Source organism: Methanofollis aquaemaris (assembly GCF_017357525.1).
Classification (GTDB): Archaea; Halobacteriota; Methanomicrobia; order Methanomicrobiales; family Methanofollaceae; genus Methanofollis; species Methanofollis aquaemaris.
Map to the genome: position 1 here is coordinate 1,163,543 of NZ_CP036172.1, position 18,434 is coordinate 1,181,976.

Genomic DNA, 18,434 nt, shown 5'->3' on the forward strand with positions numbered 1-18,434 from the left:
AATGCCGTCCACCGCTTATCTTCCGCGGGGGGACCGGGGGGCGGCCAAGCCCCCCGCCAAAGATAAATGTCCAGAAGATTTCTACAGAGCCAATTAAAGATTTAATTGCCCCTTCTCACGCAGATAATTTCCAGGTCCGGTCGTTGCATACATTGCCGTCAGGATCTGTTCCAGGGGAGCGAGAATTGAAGTTTCCGATTCAAATGCATCGGCAAGCATCCTCAGACCATCCTGGATACGTTCGAAATGAACCGGTTCGAGTTCGACCGTTGCATCTCCCGAACGAAGGCGTTTGAACCGTTCCATCAACCCGTTATAACTGGTGTTGAGAACAAAGTCGGCCAGAAGATAGTCCTCCGCAAAAGAATATCTGAGCGTCCGGCCGGTGATCCCGTATGCTGCGGAAAAATAGTAGATCTTCTTCTCAATCGTTTCCGCCCTCTTCATCATCAGTTCAATGCGCCGCAGTTCTGCGACCAGTTCTTTTCTGAAGAAATCATCTTTTGCCATGGGCATCTATCTCCTACCTGATATATCCGGGAAATCCTCTGTCATAATCGTCTGCTGTCGCGTACGGAGGGGCAGGGGAGAGTGAGTCGGGTTCACCGACGCACCACCCGTCCCCGGCACCCCATCCGTTTCCTGCCGCGGGCCTGACAGGGAAGTTCTTCCACTCCTCTTCAGTCGAGGTTTCAATATCTGAGATGTCGGCTGCGGACGCATCCTCTCGGAGATAGTCATGAATTTCCCGAACGTTCTCGTCGCCAAGCATCCGTCCGATCAACGAATTGTTCAGGATATCAAGTGACCGGACGATCGGCGACGCCGGGTTCAGTGAGTATCTGGGAATCTGGTCGGTGCCGGCGGTGAGGATACCCCACTCGACAAACTTCCTGACCACCTTCCCGACCGTGTTCCTGCTCACGCCTGCTTCTTCCGAGAGTTCGGTGATGTTGAACTCCATGCCTTCAAGTGGTAAAAGGAATTCGAGAAGCCGTAATTCACAGGTGTTCCCGAACACCCCTTCAAACGGACGAATCATATCTATCACAATTTTTTTGATGGGAATGATCTTCACATTCGGTCCTGGTGGAAACCATGCATACTGATGCATCAATGGAGTGATCACTAATATTGTCGCGGGTGATAAAAATTTTGTGCATTGTTCCGGAGGCCGATATTACAGCCCCTTTGAAGCGGAATATCCATGGTTTTCCAGTGCTGAGACCGCCTTACTGATGTTGGAAATGTAATATTTGTCTTCTTTTTTCGCGATTTTTGTAATATATCCTTCGTTCAGCAAGATTTTCAGGGCTTTTTTGAATGAGAGATGATCGCGGCCGGGAAATTTTTTTAGGTATAATTTTTTCAACATTTCTGAGTGATACCCCCTATCTGATCGTACGCTTCTCCTTTTGTAAAGTAGATTCAGAATAAAGAGGGTTTCTTCAGTGAGTTCGCTCGACATGGGGGCCTATGACGATCTGGAATTTCATATTATATATTGAGTATCCATAGAAATTCCGAAATCTTTCTCTCCCCGGCGCGAGAGGGCAGTGAAATTTCTGCGATCGGGTGGCGGCACACCTGATCATTTTTGTCGGGAGAGTCGTCGCGAATGTCGCACCTCCCCCCGCCGACATTCCGACTTTCGGTCCATTTACCTCTTCTTTTTATCCCCCCACTCCCTCCCTCTCCTCAGTGCGCCGCCGCCGCTCGTCAGGACGAAACGGCGGCGGACCGCACCGGAGGAAGAAAAACCATGCAAAAACTATCTCACGCGGTCCCCGGCAGGGGGACGAGGAACAGCACGAAGAGCAGGGCTATGGTGGAAACTCAGGAGGTACGAGACGGCAGCCCCCGCGACCACCTGTGCGCCAACACCGGACCATCGATGACTGCCACGTTCTCCTCTACCTGTGAGGATATACCCGCGATCGATCCGGTGCCGCTCTACCTGGTGCCCCAGATGGTGACGGCGGCGGTCCACCGCTGCGGCGAGGCGCTCGCCGAACTGCATGTGCGGCGGGGCGGGATGCATTTCTATACGATCACCGTGGTGACGCGGGGGGAGGAGGCATGAACGGCACGCTCCGTCCGGGCGCCGACGAGACGCTCCACATTTTTGTCGGCCGCGGACATTTCCGGATCGCCGCCGACGATCTGCGGGCCTTGCTCTCGCGGGGGAAGACGGTGCCGGTGACGACCGAGGAGGTGGAGACGAACGAAGACGGGACGGTGACCGGCCGGACGGCGATCGTCGGGCACGCGGCGGTGAACCCCGCGGGCCGGGCGGTGAAGGTCTTCACGACGGTCGGGCACTTCATCGTGCCGCTGGTGAGCGTGCGGCGGGTGGTGCGGGGCGAGGCCGCCTCGGCGCCGCTCTTTCCGCTGATCCCGGAGGGGTGCCCGTGATCAAAGCGGCACTCGCCGCCCTCTTCTCCGGGGGCGGTGTCGTGGAACTCCGCGCCCTCGCCGACCGGTTCACGCACTCGGGCTACTTCGACGACTCTGCAAAACTCGCGGCCGCCGCCGAAGCGCTCGACGCCGACCCGGAGACGAAGGGGACGTACGTCACGCTCAACGTCGTCGACCCGGCCCTCCTCGCGAGGCGGGCGAACCGCGTGAAGATGCGGTTGACCAGGAGCGACCCGACCACAAGCGACGCCGACATCCTCAGACGCCGGTGGTTGCCCATCGACCTCGACCCGGTGCGGCCGAGCGGGGTGTCGTCGACGGACGCGGAACACGACGCGGCGATCGAGCGGGCCGACGCGATCGCTCGCTGGCTCGCGGAGCAGGGCTTCCCCGCACCGATCGCGGCCGACTCGGGCAACGGCGCCCACCTGCTCTATGCGATCGATCTGCCCAACGACGAGGCGGCGACGGCCCTCGTGAAGGGCGTGCTCGTCACCCTCGACGCCTTGTTCTCCGACGAGGTCGTCGTCGTCGACACCGCGAACTTCAACGCCGCCCGCATCTGGAAACTCTACGGCACCTGCTCGCGCAAAGGCGACCACACCCCCGAGCGCCCGCACCGGCGGGCACGACTCCTCGCGGTGCCGGACCACCCGGAGACCGCCGACGCCGACCTGCTCAAAAAGATCGCCGACCGCTTCCCCACCGGAGCCCCGGCACCGCCCCGGAAAGGGAAGGCTGGCATCGACCTCGGCGCATGGCTCCTCGAGCACGGGATCTCGGTGCGGAGCGCCAAACCCTGGCAGGGGGGCACCCTTTTTGTCCTGGAGGACTGCCCCTTCTCCGGGGCGCACCACGACGGGGCGTTTGCGGTCCAGTTCCCCTCGGGCGCGATCTATGCCGGGTGCCACCACGCCTCCTGCGGCGGCGGAACACAGCGGTGGCCGGAACTCCGCGGGATGTACGAGAAGAAGCGGAAGGCAACGGCGCCGCCACCTCCACCCATCCCTCCGGCACCCGAACCGGTCCATCGGGAAAAGGCGCTGGAGATCCTCACCCGCGGCGACCCCCTCGCCTTCCTCCTCGACACCTTCGGCCGCGAGCACGTCGGCGACCGCATCGTCGCCGAGTGCCTGGTGATGTCCCTCGCCTCGCAGTCGGTGAAGAACACCAGCGGGCTGCACGTTGCCATCTCCGGCATCTCCGGCAAAGGCAAGACCCACGCGTGCAACACCATGCTCAAGCAGGTGCCGGCCGCGTACCGCCTCGCCAGCACGGTCTCGGACAAGGCGCTCTACTACAACGACCGACTCAGGCCGGGCACCGTCTTCCTCTTCGACGACGTCTCCTTCTCCGACGACCTCCAGCAGGTGCTCAAGGCCGCCACCGCAAACTTCAGGGAAGGCATCGAGCACCAGACCCTCACCAACGACCGCAAACTCCAGATATGCCGCATACCCGAACGCTGCGTCTGGTGGCTCGCGAAAGTCGAGGACGTCGGCGACGACCAGGTGATGAACCGGATGCTCACCACCTGGATCGACGACACGATTCGGCAGGACGACCGGGTGCTCAGGTACCGGAAACATGCGGAGACGCGGGAGGTGAAGGAGGACGAAGACGAGGACGAAGAAGATCCCGACCTCCCGGTCTGCCGGGCGATCTGGGAGGTGCTCAAGGAAGAGCGCCTCCACGTCTCGGTGCCGTACGCCGAGGCGGTGCAGTTCTCTTCCTCGGCCAACCGCAGGAACCCGGTCATCCTCTTCGACCTCATCAAGGCCTCGGCGCTGCTGCACCGGTTCGGGCGCGAGGACTACGGCGGCGGCATCCGCGCGAACCGCGAGGATTTCGCCGCCGCGGCCCGGATCTACGCGGCGATCAACGGCGACGCCGGGGGGCAGGAGACAAAGTTGACGAAGAACGAGGCGGCGGCCCTGGAGACGGTGGCGACGATGGGGTGGGAGCAGTTCACGGTCCGAATGCTGCAGGAGGCGCTCGGGCTCTCGTACCAGCAGACCCGCCGGATTCTTCTGGGGTACGAGAGCCGCGGCACGACGTACTCGGGACTGCTGGAGAAGTGCCCGGCGATCAGTTACCTGGATACCATGGTCACCGAGGACCAGGACGGGCGTGCGGTGCGGCGGCGGGAGCATCTCTTTCTCTTCGACCTGGAGGTGTACCGACGGTGGGCATGCGGGTCGGCGGTCTGGATCGTCGGTGGTGATGAGGACGACGAGGACGGTGGGCATGACCCCGGTCCCGGTCCGGGGGGTGACGACGATTTCAGCATTTCAGCAGATTTTCAGCAGAATTTCAGCAGTTGCTGTCATGATCAAAACGCCAGGAAAGGCGCTGAATCTCACGGTACTGGTACAGAGAGAGAGATAGATCTCTCTCTCAAGAGTAAAGTACAGCAGAACACACCCCCACACAGCACCACCGGTGCCCCGGTGTCCGGGTGTGGGTGTGCGTGCGATCCCCGGAATGCTGAAACTGATCCCGAGATCTCACCGTGTGGCGGAGATAATCGCGATCAAACTACACCACGCCGCCTGTTGAATGACAGCACCTGCCGAAACCTGCTGAAGATCGCTGAAAAACAGGGGGGTCTGCTGAAAGAATGTTCGGGAACGATCCCTCTCCCCGGCGTGCTCGACCGCCGGGAGTTCACGCGGGTGACGACCGATCTCGGCCGCTGCGATGTGTGCGACGCGGGGCGGGCGGCGTACCGCTCGGAGGACGGGCGGGCGGTGTTGTGCGAGAGATGTTATGCGAGGGTGGTGAGGGAGTGGAACGGGGGGCGGGGGGTGAGGGGGTGATCCCCTTCGATCCTCCGATACCGGCGGCCCAACTCCTTACCATCAATCGCGGTTGAACGCGGGGTCCACCTCCGCGGCGTCTCCGCCGTCTTCATGATGTACGCATAGTCCTCCTCAGCGATCACCCTCATCGCCTGCCTCCTGTCGTGATGAAGGTGAGATCAGGGGTTTGAACTCCATCGGTGGGTCGAAGGCGGGGGTGTCCCTGTCGATCCCCTGCTGCCCGACATAGACGATGAGGGTGTCGCCGGGTCGGGTTCTGTTGATGATGGCGAGATATCGTTTCGGGACGCCCCAGAGATGATGTGTCGGGTGCTCCGCGACCCTCGCCGCCCACATATGAATAAGAATAATATCGAAAAATTTATTGTAGACGGTACATGATAGCCTTCCAAGCACAGGAGGACATATCCCCCCGTTTCGGAATCTTCAAACATTCAATATTCTTAAAAAAACCCGCAGATTTGCTCTGTGACGATTCAGCCCCTCCGGCATGTGCACAAAAAAAACATGAGGACTGGACCATGGTTTCAGAGCGAACAGCATATATGATGCTCTTCATCCTCGGACTCTGCCTGCTCGCAGGGCCGGGGGCGGCACGGAACATCTCGGCCGGCGACACCTTCTTTGCGTACGAGGACTCGAAAAACCTCGACTTCTCCGCGCTCAACGAGACGGTGTTTGCGGAGACCGGGGAAGATCTCGAGTACCTCACCAGGTACACGAACGACAACCCGAATTATGATATAGAAAACCAGTTTACATTTCAGAAGGACGGGACGGCATACAGGATTCAGGAAGATCTAGCCTCCTATGCCTACAGAGATGAAGACTTCGGCACCTACTTCGCCCATTTTAAGAATGGCAGTGTCTCGGACGTCGAGGTCTACCTCTGCAAGCCCAAACTCACCCTCGACATCGTCCTTGCAGATAGCCACACTGTCTCGGTCGCCGACCAGACCGTGGCCCCGAGCACCAGGATCGCCTTCAAGATCAACTCCGGCAAGGTCGGACTCTCCTACCGCGACGGCGACGCATATGCTCAGGCCAAGATCGAACTGAGGATCCCGAACGGCACGGTCGTCTCCGGGATCGGCGACGTGGACCTGAAAAAACTGAACCTCACCGCCCAGACAGTCTATGCCGGGAACGACGCCTCCCTCAAAGACCTCGAACCCGGCCCCTACAGCGTCCAGGCAGTCTGGGACAGCCCCGAAAGTTTTGACGACTATGCCACGGGCTCCAACAAGATCTGTTTCACCATCTCCGAGACCGGCCTGTCCATCAAAACCGACAGGGAATCAATTAACAGGAACTACGACTTTCCCGTGACGATCTGCGGGGACGCCAAAAAGGCCTACTACCTCTACATCACAGACGCCGGGATCCCCGCCAACCGGTACCCGCAGCTCAAACACGGACAGCCGGGCGTGACCCCGATGGATGGGGCACTCTTTTCCGGTGCGTCCGATACCGGTGCCGACACCCTTGCCAACGATGAACGTGCAAAGGACGCCGACGGTGCGACCGTCAACCGCACGGCGGCCATCGTCACCACCACCACTTCCGGCACCAGAACCCTCGGGTTCTACACCTCCACCGCCACCGCGGCGCAGGCCTACACCATCAAGGTCGTCGACCCCGACGATGTCTCAGAGCACGCCGAGGTGACGGTGCGGATCGAAGAAGGCGAACTCACCATCGCCGCCGATGGCCCGGGCCCCTACTTCTTCGGCGATGAGATCAGACTCTCAGGCACCAGCACCGACAGCAACGACGTCTACCTCTTCATGACCGGCCCAGGCCTCCACGCCGACGGCGTCTCGCTCGTTACCCCTGCGAAACCCACATCCGATGGCGCCTTTGTCAGGCGCAGCGTCGAGTGCGACGACACCTGGGAGTACTGCTGGGACACCTCGGTCCTTGCCGACACCGGCGAGCTGGGCACCTACACCGTCTACGCCGCCAGTGCCGACACGAACGAGAACGGTTATGTAGGCGCAAAGAATCTGGAGGGCGTGAACTACCAGAGCATATCTCTTGAATTCCCTCGACCCTCTGTATCGGCCTCGATGAGCAGGACCATTATCCGGCAGGGCGACTCTCTCCGGATCGATGTGAGGCCGACCGGGAACCCTCCCGGCATCAGGATCTGGATCTTCGGAGAGAACGGTCCGGTCATGGAGACCATCACAGAACAATACTATAACAGGTGGCAGTATTCCCTGAGTCCGGAGGAGACCGTCAACCTTTCAGGCGACTACTATGTCATCGTCCAGCACCCCATGGAAGACGAGGTGTTTGATGTGCGCCCCCTCCACCCGGAAAACGCGTCCGACTTGAGAATCATCGATACCCACGGCACGGTCACTGACCTCGGCACGCTTTCGCCGCAGGACGCGGCACAGACCGTCGCCGATACCGTCTCATCCTGTGACGATACCGCGGTTCAACTCTCCTTCGAGGTGGAGGAGTGCAGGTACCTCTTTTTCGACGTATCGTTCTATTCAAACGAGGGCCGGATCGCCGACGGGAAGATCCGGCTCGATGGATGGTCCAACTTCCCGGCCGGGACGCTGCTCGACTGGACGCTGACCCCGTACAACGAGACGACGGTCCTTGCATCGGGGGAGACCGAAGTCAGGTCGATTTCATCGGATGCGTGGGATGTCGAGGTGGATCTCTCGGCCCTTGACGGAGGAAATTACACGGTCACGGTCTCCGGCCCGGACGGGACAGTGAAGGACTCTCTGAACTTCACCCTCTACGGGGGCTCGGAGATGATGTATCCTGAGTCCGGAGACTATGGTATCAAATACGCCTTCGTGCATCCTTCCCTTGCGGAACCCTTCGGGGGTAGATATTATGAAGAGGAATTCAACACCCTCATCACCCTTATCCCGAAAAACAGCGAGGGTTCGCCGTTCCCGTCTGATAACGACCTGAAGATCGAATCGAGGAGAGACGGATGGTCGGCGATCCGGTACATCATCGAGGTCGACGGCAACAAGATCACTTCCGGAAACGAATACGGGGTCACGACGATCAAAGGGTGGAGCCTCGCATATCCCGCGGAGAGGGATGTGCAGGTGCATCTCAGGGCCGTGTGCGAGGTCTGGGATCCGGATTACTTCTCCTGGTACTCCGGAGAGGAGAGGGGGAAGGATTTCAACCTCCTCACGATCGTCCAGACGGGCCCGGACGGCACGGCCGTTCCCGGCAGTGCGTTCATGATCAACAAGAGCGTCAGGCCCGGACCGTCTCAAGCCCAGAACGTGACCGCTCTCTCGCCGGGATGGAACTTTGTCTCGGTCCCGAAGGCCCTCGCCGCGGGGAACAACACCGCGGCGATCTTTGCTGCGGTGGACACGGCGGGGCACTCGATCTTTGGTTATGACACGGCGGGCAGGCAGTGGGTGGCCCTCAAGGCGGCCGACGAGATCGCTCCGCTGGAAGGGTTCTGGATCTATGCGAACGGATCGACGACGGTGCCTCTCACGTTCTCGACCGTACTCCCGTCTCAACCGGCGGAACGCAATCTCTCGACAGGATGGAACGCCGTCGGGGTCGCGGGGGCGGTGGCCGGCCGTGGCGGCGGCGGCAGACTTTCACCTGATCTCGGGTGGGCCACTTCGGCGCGGGACGCGCTCTTCTCGGTCAACGGGAAGTGGACGACCCTGATCGGGTTCGACCCGGAGCGGCAGGCCTTCGAGACGGCGATCGTCAGCGGAGGGAGCGATGTGCATGCCGACAGCAGGCAGGTGTACCCGAACCAGGGGTACTGGCTGTATATGACCGAACCGGGAACGCTCTCCGGCCTTGCGGGGTGATCGCGATGGGACGGTTCTTTCGGGGGCTTGTCCCCCTCCTCATCCTCGCCCTTGTCGGGTGTGCGCTGGCCTTTCCCCTGCTCCCGATGGAGTTCTCGGGCACGGTCACGATCGACGGAAAATCGGCGCCCGCCGGTACGGTCGTCACCGCCATGATCAACGGCCACGCCTGCGGGTCGGCCGCCCTCGGAGAGGCAGGCATCTATGGCGGCGACGCCGTCTTTGACTCTCGATTGAATGTCAGCGGCGAGGAGGGCGAGGCGGGTAAGACGATCACCTTCTCGGTCGGCGGGACAAAGGCGCAGGAGACGGCGGTCTATGTGCCGGGCACCGCTGCCGCTCTCGACCTGACAGTGACGAGCGGAGGTTCTTCAAAGCCTTCCGGTCCGGGGGGTTCGGGCGGCGGCGGGCCGTCGGGCAGTCATCGCTCCGCGCCACCGGTTCAGTCTTCCGCACCGGTGATGGAGTACACCGGGAACGCTCCTCTCGATCTCGACAGCGAGGGGGCGGCCCGGTTCCGGACCGTCGTCTCGACCTCTGAGAATGACGCAAACCTTGTCATCGACGAGGGGGTGAAGGCCCTCAACCGTTTCGGCCGGCCGCTCGATTCGGTGACGGTGAAGAGCGTCCCTCCCGACGAACTCCCTTCCTCCGATGACGAGGCGGTCCCGTTCGGCCGGGCCCTGAAGGGTGAGCCTGCGGGGGCGACCTTCGACCCGGCGATCGAGGTCAGTATCACGCTCACGCCTGAGGAGTGGGAGCGCCTTGCGGCGGGAGAACAGTTCGTGGTCAGGTGGTACGACAGTGCGACCGGCACATGGGAAGCGCTCGAAACGACGGTTCATCCTTCGACCCGCACAGTCACGGCGAAGGTCTCGCATTTCACGATCTTCGCCGTCTTTGCCAGGGCTGCGCCGGCGCCGATCGTGACCTCGGCGGGACAGGCGTCGGCCGCCATCGGGGCGGACACTCTGCCTCCGGCGCCGGACGCCGCGGCGCCTGCCCCTGAGACGGGGTGGTCGTCGCTGTGGTTGGTCGGCCTCGGTGCCCTCGCGGTTGCGGGAGGAGGAGTTTTTCTTCTCCATATGAAGAAGAAGTGAAATCCATAACTCTCCTCATCCCCGGGAGAGGAGCGAAAGATTCTCTCCCTCATTTTTTCGGTACGTATTCAACTCCGACTTCGACGCCCCGAACTCTTCTGCGAGGTCGACGGCGATCACCTCCCCATCCCCGTCAAGTTTCATACCGACGTTTTTCATCCTCGGCAACGCCGGTACGCCGGTGCACCGACGCCCCCGATGAATCCGCCGAAAGCACCGCCTCCACCCCCTCCGGGATCCAGATCTCCCGCGTCCTTCCCTGCCCCTTCTTCCACCGCCGCGTCCCCACCAAACACTGCGCCTCCAGTTCTGTCACCCGCTCGTAGAACATCGTGTAACTCATCGGCTCGACCGCCGCCACCGCCTCGTACACCCGGCCCGAGGTCGTCTCCTCCTCTCGCCTCGCCATCCCGACGAGCACGGTGAGCACGGTCCGCTCCGGGGGAGCGAGCGTCTGCACCGCGGCGGCGAGGCGGGCGTGCCGGGCGACTGCGAACACCGCCTCCACGTCCCCGGCCTCCACCGCCGTCCGTCCCGCTCGTTCGGCATGGATCACCGCCTCCTTGAGGAGGCACAGACCTACCCGGAGGTCGCCGCAGCCAACCGTCCGCTCCGCGACATCGTCGAGGACGGACGCCGGCACCACCCCCGGATAGATCCCGACCCGCACGCGGTCGGCGAGGATGCTCCGCACCTCGTCGGCGGTGTAGGGTGGAAAAAAGATCGTGCCTGCCTGGAGGCTCGAACGGGTGGAGGGGTCGAGGACGGAGGAGAGGACGAGGGCCATCGACGAGTCGGTCATCACCACCCCGGTCCTCGCACCCGGACAGGTCTCGTGGAGGCGGAGGATGCGGATGAGCACGCCGTTGAGCACTCCCCTCGGGACGAGGTGGTTGGCGTCGTCGAGGCAGACGACGAGCACCGCCCCCCGTTCGGCAAGGGTGCGGCCGATTTCGAAGAGCATCCGGGAATTCGAGGCCCCATGGGTGGGCGGGGAGTGGCCGAAGAGGGCGAGGTAGATCTCGCGGAGCACGGCGGAGGTTGTTTTCCTGGCCTGGCAGGAGACGAGCACCGGCACCACCCGCTTCGTCGTCTCCTCCACCTCGGCGAAGATCCGGCGGACCGCGGTGGTCTTGCCGGTGCCGGGCGGGCCCTGGATCAGGGTGTTCAGCGGACTGCCGCCGCGAAGGGTGGGGCGGAGGGCGAAGGCGAGGTCTTCGACTTGGGCGTCGCGGTGGTTGAAGACCTCGGGGAGGTGGTCGGCCTCGAAGAGGGCGGGGTCGCGAAAGAGCGTCTGGTCGGCCATGAGGGAGTGGGGGTATGGTGTCATGGGGGAGGGGTGGGAGGCGGAGGATATAGGAGTAGGCCATGCGGGGTGAATGTGAACGGGGCGTCACCTCTTCACCTGCCCATGAAAAAATCGCCGGTGTCTTTTATCGCGCCGGACTCGTGGAGCGTTACGGGTCGGGGATCGAACGGATCATCCGGGCCTTCCGCGATGCCCGCACCCGAGATCGTCAGCACGCCCCTCGGCTTCACGATCACCATGCGCACGAGTTCCTTCACCGATGGCAAAGCATGTTCTTGAACGACGGGGCACGTCGCGGCGGGACATGCACGATGTCCAGTTCAGGGAGACGGGAGATCACCGTGATGATGCGTGATGAGTACGTGATGATGCGTGATGATGCGTGATGGGGCCACATACCTGATCGCGAGGAATCTCTCACTGACATGGTCGGGGCGTAAACGAGGTTATCCCCACCCCATCACCCGCACCACCACCGCCGCGATCCCCCCGACGACTCCCCCGGCGCCGGCGGCGATCCCCCGCTCCCTCCTTTCCTCACCGACTTTCTCGCTCTGCCAGTTCTCAAGCGCCCGCAGTCGCGTCTCCATCTCGGCGTCGCGTTCTTCCATCCGCTCCAGCGTCCGGCAGATCCATTTCACGTCCCGGTTCGTCTCGACGATCATCTCCCGCAGGTCCCGCTCGGCGGCCATCGTCCTCTCCTCGATCTCAAAATAGCGGTTAAGACAGATTAATATTACTTATGGTAATAGAGAGGTGTGCCGGCGACATCCCGGGAGTCCTGGCAGGAGAGAGAGAGATGGCAGATTTTGTCCTGTCCACCACGAACAAGACGTCGGTGCGCAAACTCACCGCACCGATCGCCGATGCCGCCGCGTTCAACGGCGTCATCGAGAATGTCCTGACGAACAACCCGTGGGGGTGCACCCCGTGGGAGGGGGCCGGCGAGTCCCACGCCGCGGTCGAGAAGGCCGCCGAGACCTATACCGCCCGGATCGTCTACGAGGACGAGTTCGGCGGGGTCATCGGAAACGCCTCGGCCCGTGCGCCGACGCTCGCCGGGTTCAACGCCGCGAAGACCGAACTCCTCGGCAACACCGACCTCGAAACCGCGGTCGGCGGTTCCGCGGTCGCCGACCCGGACCGCGAGTCGTACGCCTGCCGCCTGCGGTGCCACGCCGCAAACGGCGAGGTCTACTTCGTCGTCTTCACCCGCACCTCGGTGCGGATCTCAAGTTACGAGGACGACGCGATCCGGGACGCGATCGAGACCTGGGCCGACGGCGTCGCCGCCCTGGCCTGAGGGGAGAAATAAAGGGAGAGGGTTACTTCCCCCTCCCTCAGAACAGGGGTCTCAGACCACCTCAAAGGAGGGGCTGATCGTAAAGTAGGCGAGGAACGCCACGAAAAGCACGAAGAGGATGATCACCGGCATGAAGACAGCGACCGCGGCCTTCCCGGTCGTGGTGTCGTGGATCTCCCTGATCCCGATGACCGCGAGGGCCACGGTCCAGAGGTACGCGAGGAAACCGAGGATCGGGATCCACCCGAGGAGCATGCCGGGGGTGGCGGCGTACGCCAGGGCCTTGATGGTCTCGCCGAGACCGTTCCCGCCGATGATAAGGGCGACGAAGATATGGATGATCAGGCCGACGACGAAGAGGCCGATGATCCCGCCGATGATCCCGCCGATGATCGCACTGATACCGGCGACGATCCCGCCCCCGGCCCCCATGCCGGGGAGGGCGCCGAACCCGGCCATCGTCATGAGGCCGATTAGGACGGCGTTGACGGCGAGGATGGCGACGAAGTATTTGAGCGCCTCGCCGAGGTCGTCACCGTGTGCGGTTCTGAAGGTCTCTACGGGGTTCAGGAGGAACCCTTTCACTCGTTCAACAATGTCTGGAGACATGATAGGAATATAAAACAGTTTTATTTATTTTTATCTACATGAGCGACGAATATTCCAGGATTTTAATCATCTTTAACGATTTTATGTGTGTGATATAGAGTTTTCAACTATTCATCTTGACTCAAAATTCCCTTCCCGGCAAAAAATGAAAAAATACCGGCTCTGTAACAATCTTCCAGAGCCCCCCAGGCCTTCGCGTCAGGATAGGACCGGGGACGGCAACCCTCTCTTCATGGTCATTGATTTTGCCTTCCCGTCCCTATCACAATCCCGGTGGTCCGGGGGCGGCGCCCCCGGCGAGAGCATGGAGGAAGGCGGGCAATCAGACAGGCCGCCGAACTCTCCAGGATGTACCACAGCCATCCTTCGATCAAAAACAACAGCGTTATCGTAGCCTGGCAGCGTATCGCTCCCCCACACCGCACACAAAAATCCGGCACTCATCTCCGCGGTGCGTTCTCCCCGGTGGATCGCCACGGCTGTCCCCATCTCCATTTCTAAGAAGACTCGAAGAACCGCTCACCGGCCCGGACCAAAAAAAACAGAGGGGATCTATTCCCCCATCGCTTCCATCTTCCCCCTCACGCCATCGCACCGGCGGCGACCGCCACTGCGGCGACCATCACGATGAGGACGATGAAGAGCCCGAAGAGGACGACCACCGGCAGGAGCACGGCGACCGCCGCCTTCCCGGTCGTGGTGTCGTGGAACTCCCTGATCCCGACGACCGCGAGGGCCACGGTCCAGAGCAGCGCAAGGAAACCGATGACCGGGATCCACCCGAGGAGCATGCTGGGGGTGGCGGCGTACGCCAGGGCCCTGATGGTCACTTCGAGGCCGTTCCCGCCGACGAGGAGGGCGACGAGGATGTGGACGATGAGGCCGACGACGACGAGGCCGATGATCTCGCCGATGAATGTCCCGACGATCGCACTGATACCCGCGACGATGCCGGTCGCGCTTTCCATGCCGGTGATCTCGGAATATGACGAACCGAACCCGGCCATCGTCATGAGGCCGGTGAGGACGGCGTAGACCGCGAGGATGGCGGCGAAGTACGTGAGCACCTCGCCGAGGTCGTCACCTTTTGCATTCCTGAATGTCTCTACCGGGTCCGTGATGAACCCTTTCGCTTTTTCGATGATGTCAGGCGACATGATAATGATAGAAATGCAGAGTGTTTGGATTTAATTATTCCGGGCCACATTGCATTTCTTTTCAGGAATAAAAATCGCAGAGTGAGATTTCACCTCAGCCGTCACCCACCTGATACGGTCCTGTACGGTGCCGCCTTCTTGATGATCGCCCCGCCGCCTCACTCGAACGAGAGAAACTCTTCCACCCTGGTCTCGCCTGCAACCTTCCGGAAGCCCGCCAGGTCATGGAACGGCCGCTTCACGATCACCTTCGCCACCGTCTTCTTCCCGATACCGGGGATCCAGCGCAGTGCAGTGTGCGGGAGGGTGTTCACCGGTATCGGCGCCGGGAGCGCGGTGACGGAACGGTGTCCCCACCCGACGACGACGGCGTCGAGGAGCGTGCCGGCGGGCACCTGGAGCGGGAGGCCGACGAGGATCGGGTACGACCCCATCTGCCGCCCGAAACTCGTCGCGCCCGGCACCTCGACCCCCACGTCCCTGAGCAGCGTGCCGGTCGGGAAGACCCGCTGGAGCATCGGGAGGTCGAAATGTTTGTGCACCCACTCCTTGAACGCCCGGAACTCGCGGGCATGTTTGCCCAGGGTGTTCTCCTCGTAGGCCCTGGTCCCGGCAAAGGGCATCAACTGCCTGATGTTCACCCGGCGGACCATCAGCCCGGCGTCGAGCACCTGCTGGAGGAAGGCCCGGTTCTGCTCGTAGGTCGCCGGGGTCTCGCCGGCCAGACCGCAGACAAAGTTGATCCCCGGCAGGAGGTCGGGCACCCCGTCCCGGCGTGCGCCGCCGACCTCGTTGACGATCTCGATCGCCCGCAGCACCGCGTCGGGGAGGGCTTTGAGGTTGTTCGCCTCGATCACCGCCGGGTCGGCGGTCTCCATGCCGAAGGCGGCGACGTCGCCGGGGGTGTGGCCGGCAACCACCGCTTCGAGGGCGGCGCGGCTCTCCTCCTCGTGGCGGGCGATGGTGCCGGGGTTGACATTGTCGATATGGAGCGTCAGTAGGTCGGGCGCCGCCGCACGGACCCGCGTGAAAAGATCTTCGATGAGGTCTGGCCGCGGCCGCGGGAACTCGGCCTCGCCGCTCGTCCCGTAGGCGAGGAGGTCGGGCTGTCGGCCGAGCCTGAAGTGGCGGGCGCCCGCCTCGTGGAGGGCCGCCACCTCGGCGGCCAGGCCCGAGACCGAGCGGTAACGCGGGAGGCCGTAGAAGGGTTCGGTGCAGAACGAACACCCGCCGCCGGCCGCACGGGCACACCCCTGCGCCGTCTCGAGTTCGAGCATCACCCGCGGGAACATCGGGTGCTGGGCCACCACGCCCGCACCGAGCACGCTCCAGCGATCGATATCGGCATAGTTCGCCGTCCCCTCGGGTTCGCCGCCGGAGAGGAGGGCGTCGAGGGCGGCCGACGGCGACCCCCTGAGCAGGTGGTCGAACCCGGCCACCGCCGTCTCGACCGCCTTCGCCCCGCCCTGCGGCGCATACCCAAACCCGATCGGCCCGCCGATCACCGTCGTCGGCCCGCGGAGGAGCGTGCCGATCTGCGAGAGTTCGGTGAGGGTCGCCGGCGTGCCGGCGAGATATTTTCCCGGCACCGTGATCCCGGCGATGACCAGGAGGAGTGCGGCGTCGCCGGCGGCCCTGAGGAGGGCCGGATCCTCGCGCACGGCGTCGATGGTGGTGTAGCGCACCGCATACCCGCGGTCCTTGAGCACCCCGGCGCAGTACCTTATGTACGGAGAAATATAGGGCGGGACGCCGAGGCATGCGGGTTCGTCCACATACCCGTCCAGAATAAAGGCTTCAGAGGTCATGACCGAGGAGGGCGAGGAGACGGCGCGCCCAGGCCAGTTTGCCGCGCTTGACCGGGTCGACGTCGGGGTCGTCGAGGTCGAAGCCGACGAGGTGCACGACGGTTGCTCCGAGGTCGTGGGCGGCGAAGGCCGCACGGTCGCCGTCGGAGAACCCGCCGAAGTTGTGGATCCGCCCGAAGGGTGCGGCCTGCGTCGTCCCGACCACCGGCCCGGCAAACCGCGGCGTCCAGTGACGGACGAGCGGGATGTTGTCGCCGTGGGCGTGGACGACGACGACCGTCCCGGCCTCGTTCATGTCGAGGAGCACGTCGGTCGCCCCGTCGAGGTCGGTGAAGACGGCGTCGGGTCTGACCCCGCGGCCAAAGAGCACCTCGGCCGCGGCGTCGGCCGCCAGCACCGTCCCCTCGATCGTTTCGATCTCGTCGGGGAGACAGGGTGCGTTCCCGCAGACCGTGACCGTCTTCCCCTCGATGAGGGCGCGAAGCGCCGGGAGATCGTCGCGGGGGAGGAGGTCGGCAAGGATCCTGGCCGCCTCCTCGTCGCCCTCGCGTTCAAACGCGAAGTACGCGAGAATTTCCTCGTAGAGCGGTTCCCACTCCTCAAACTTCATGCTTCGCCTCGTCTTCCAGCCCCACGATCCGCCGGATCTTCTTGAGGATGGGGTCGATGACCAGTTCGAGGAGGTCTTCTTTCTCCTTGACCAGCGAGAAATAGTTGAGCGGGATGACCGCCGCCGCCATGTTCGCATGGCCGCCGCCCTCCCCGATCTCGGCGAGGGCCTCTTCGAGCACCTTGCCGATATGGATCCTGATGTCCCGGTTCCGTGCCGAGAAGATGATGTTCGAGTCGGTGATCCCGTAGACGATGGCGGTGTTGACGCCTTCGAGGTTGATGAGGATGTCGGCGGCCTGCGGGACGGCGTCGCGGTTGCGCAGGTAGCCCACGTTCGTGAAGAGGTATCCGGAGAAGACTTCCCGCCCTTTGATCGCGTTGCCGAGCACGTCGAGGGTCTCCTGCGAGACTGCCGGAGACATGATCTTGTCCAGGATCTCCCGGTCGGTGAGCGGGAGGAGGAAGGCCGCGTAGTTGAGGTCTTGCGGCGTGATGTTGCGCCTGAAGTCACGGGTGTCGGCCCTGATCCCGTACAGCAGGGCGGTCGCCACTTTCTTGCCCACCGGGATGTCGAGTTCCTGGAGGTACTGGGTCATGATGCTCGCCGTCGCCCCCATGCCGGGCCTGATGTCGACGAAGTCGACCGCACTGGTGTCGTGAGTCCCGTTCTTGTGGTGGTCGATGATGATGTTGACCCGCGCCTCTTTGTCGAGGGCGTTGTTCACCCCCGGCGCCGAGGAGTCGACCAGCGCGAGGTGATCGCATTCGGCCAGGTTCTCGGGGGTGATCGTCTCCATCGTGATGTCCAGGAGGTTGACGAAGGCGCGGTTCTCCTGGTGGCCCACGTTCCCGTCGTAGAGGATCCTGGTCACCAGCGCTCCTCCGGTGGCCTCGCGCGCGATCGTTGCGAGGGCCATCGCGCTCGAGACCGAGTCGGGGTCGGGGTTGGTGTGGGCGACAATTCCGAGGGTGCCCTCCCATGAGCCGAGGAGAGTATAGAGTTTGCGTGCTATTCTGGATGCTGAAAGTCTCCTGATGTGGTGGACGGCGCTCTTGGCGACGACCTCCTGGGGGTAGAGAACGACGTCCGCCCCGGCCGTCGTGAGCATGTCCTTGCTCACCGGGTCGGTGGCGCGGGCGATGAGGTGTGCGAGGGGAAATTTGATCTCGGCGGTCCTGACCACGGCGAGGTTGGCGTCTTTGTCGTTGGTGAGGACGAACACCACCTCGGGAACCGGGAGGTCGTCGAGCACCTCGGGATCGGTGAGTTCTCGTACAATTGCTTCATATTTCTGGTCGCGGAGATCTTCGACGCGTTTTTCGTCCCGATCGAGGATCAGTATCGAGTCGGTCTCCTTGAGGAGTTCCTCCACGATATTGTATCCCATGCTTCCGCAGCCGCAGATGAGGTATTTGATCTTCCCGGCCGACCCGGGCTGAGCTGCATCGGCCATTAGAGACTGATGGGA

Annotated in this window: 18 protein-coding genes; 6 read left to right on the forward strand and 12 right to left on the reverse strand. The window is 62.6% G+C overall.

What is annotated here, in order from left to right; all coding sequences use genetic code 11:
* Window positions 1-93: 93 nt before the first annotated feature.
* Both RJ40_RS05600 and RJ40_RS05605 read right to left on the reverse strand, forming a co-directional pair.
* A complete protein-coding gene (locus tag RJ40_RS05600) occupies window positions 94-510 on the reverse strand; it encodes a hypothetical protein (RefSeq protein WP_265582367.1) in 417 nt (138 codons plus the stop codon).
* A gap of 13 nt (window positions 511-523) precedes the next feature.
* Window positions 524-1,042 carry a helix-turn-helix domain-containing protein gene (locus tag RJ40_RS05605; RefSeq protein WP_265582368.1) on the reverse strand — a complete coding sequence of 173 codons (519 nt, stop codon included), beginning with the start codon at window positions 1,040-1,042 and terminating at the stop codon, window positions 524-526.
* A 720-nt stretch (window positions 1,043-1,762) separates the two neighbouring features.
* Between RJ40_RS05605 and RJ40_RS05610 the strand changes: the two genes are divergently transcribed.
* From RJ40_RS05610 to RJ40_RS05620, 3 genes are read left to right on the forward strand one after another with little or no spacing between them, the layout of a single operon-like run.
* The gene (locus RJ40_RS05610) at window positions 1,763-2,083 is read left to right on the forward strand and encodes a hypothetical protein (protein ID WP_265582369.1); all 321 of its coding nucleotides are present in this window, start codon (window positions 1,763-1,765) and stop codon (window positions 2,081-2,083) included.
* A complete protein-coding gene (locus RJ40_RS05615; RefSeq protein WP_265582370.1) occupies window positions 2,080-2,415 on the forward strand; it encodes a hypothetical protein in 336 nt (111 codons plus the stop codon). The genes RJ40_RS05610 and RJ40_RS05615 overlap by 4 nt, the downstream gene beginning before the upstream one ends.
* Window positions 2,412-5,237 carry a hypothetical protein gene (locus RJ40_RS05620; RefSeq protein ID WP_265582371.1) on the forward strand — a complete coding sequence of 942 codons (2,826 nt, stop codon included), beginning with the start codon at window positions 2,412-2,414 and terminating at the stop codon, window positions 5,235-5,237. Before RJ40_RS05615 ends, RJ40_RS05620 begins: the two co-directional genes overlap by 4 nt.
* A gap of 114 nt (window positions 5,238-5,351) precedes the next feature.
* Here RJ40_RS05620 and RJ40_RS05625 read toward each other — a convergent pair whose 3' ends face one another.
* Window positions 5,352-5,636, reverse strand: coding sequence for an EVE domain-containing protein (locus RJ40_RS05625; protein WP_265582372.1), 285 nt, complete (start codon window positions 5,634-5,636; stop codon window positions 5,352-5,354).
* Between the two features lie 125 nt (window positions 5,637-5,761).
* On the opposite strand from RJ40_RS05625, the gene RJ40_RS05630 reads away from it, so the two are divergent.
* Entirely contained in the window at window positions 5,762-9,067 is a 3,306-nt protein-coding gene (locus RJ40_RS05630) for a hypothetical protein (protein WP_265582373.1), read from the forward strand.
* 5 nt (window positions 9,068-9,072) lie between these two features.
* Window positions 9,073-10,167, forward strand: coding sequence for a hypothetical protein (locus RJ40_RS05635; protein WP_265582374.1), 1,095 nt, complete (start codon window positions 9,073-9,075; stop codon window positions 10,165-10,167).
* Window positions 10,168-10,182: 15 nt separating this feature from the next.
* On the opposite strand, the gene RJ40_RS05640 is transcribed toward RJ40_RS05635, so the two are convergent.
* The 4 genes from RJ40_RS05640 to RJ40_RS05655 form a co-directional block, all read right to left on the reverse strand.
* Window positions 10,183-10,311, reverse strand: coding sequence for a hypothetical protein (locus RJ40_RS05640; protein WP_265582375.1), 129 nt, complete (start codon window positions 10,309-10,311; stop codon window positions 10,183-10,185).
* A complete protein-coding gene (locus RJ40_RS05645; protein WP_265582376.1) occupies window positions 10,301-11,497 on the reverse strand; it encodes an ORC1-type DNA replication protein in 1,197 nt (398 codons plus the stop codon). Before RJ40_RS05645 ends, RJ40_RS05640 begins: the two co-directional genes overlap by 11 nt.
* A gap of 71 nt (window positions 11,498-11,568) precedes the next feature.
* Complete coding sequence (locus RJ40_RS05650; protein WP_265582377.1) at window positions 11,569-11,715, reverse strand: hypothetical protein; 147 nt, start codon at window positions 11,713-11,715, stop codon at window positions 11,569-11,571.
* 207 nt (window positions 11,716-11,922) lie between these two features.
* On the reverse strand, window positions 11,923-12,168 hold the full coding sequence (locus RJ40_RS05655; RefSeq protein ID WP_265582378.1) for a hypothetical protein: 246 nt from the start codon (window positions 12,166-12,168) through the stop codon (window positions 11,923-11,925).
* Between the two features lie 107 nt (window positions 12,169-12,275).
* On the opposite strand from RJ40_RS05655, the gene RJ40_RS05660 reads away from it, so the two are divergent.
* Window positions 12,276-12,779, forward strand: coding sequence for a hypothetical protein (locus tag RJ40_RS05660; protein WP_265582379.1), 504 nt, complete (start codon window positions 12,276-12,278; stop codon window positions 12,777-12,779).
* Window positions 12,780-12,830: 51 nt separating this feature from the next.
* Here the strand turns inward: RJ40_RS05660 and RJ40_RS05665 are convergent, their stop codons facing one another.
* The 5 genes from RJ40_RS05665 to RJ40_RS05685 all read right to left on the reverse strand — a co-directional run bounded on the left by RJ40_RS05665 (window position 12,831) and on the right by RJ40_RS05685 (window position 18,419).
* Entirely contained in the window at window positions 12,831-13,388 is a 558-nt protein-coding gene (locus RJ40_RS05665) for a YIP1 family protein (RefSeq protein ID WP_265582380.1), read from the reverse strand.
* A 581-nt stretch (window positions 13,389-13,969) separates the two neighbouring features.
* Entirely contained in the window at window positions 13,970-14,545 is a 576-nt protein-coding gene (locus RJ40_RS05670; RefSeq protein ID WP_265582381.1) for a YIP1 family protein, read from the reverse strand.
* A gap of 158 nt (window positions 14,546-14,703) precedes the next feature.
* Window positions 14,704-16,353 carry a radical SAM protein gene (locus tag RJ40_RS05675; RefSeq protein ID WP_265582382.1) on the reverse strand — a complete coding sequence of 550 codons (1,650 nt, stop codon included), beginning with the start codon at window positions 16,351-16,353 and terminating at the stop codon, window positions 14,704-14,706.
* On the reverse strand, window positions 16,343-16,963 hold the full coding sequence (locus tag RJ40_RS05680; RefSeq protein ID WP_265582383.1) for a 6-hydroxymethylpterin diphosphokinase MptE-like protein: 621 nt from the start codon (window positions 16,961-16,963) through the stop codon (window positions 16,343-16,345). The genes RJ40_RS05675 and RJ40_RS05680 overlap by 11 nt, the downstream gene beginning before the upstream one ends.
* The gene (locus RJ40_RS05685; protein WP_265582384.1) at window positions 16,953-18,419 is read right to left on the reverse strand and encodes a DHH family phosphoesterase; all 1,467 of its coding nucleotides are present in this window, start codon (window positions 18,417-18,419) and stop codon (window positions 16,953-16,955) included. The genes RJ40_RS05680 and RJ40_RS05685 overlap by 11 nt, the downstream gene beginning before the upstream one ends.
* Between the last annotated feature and the right edge of the window lie 15 nt (window positions 18,420-18,434).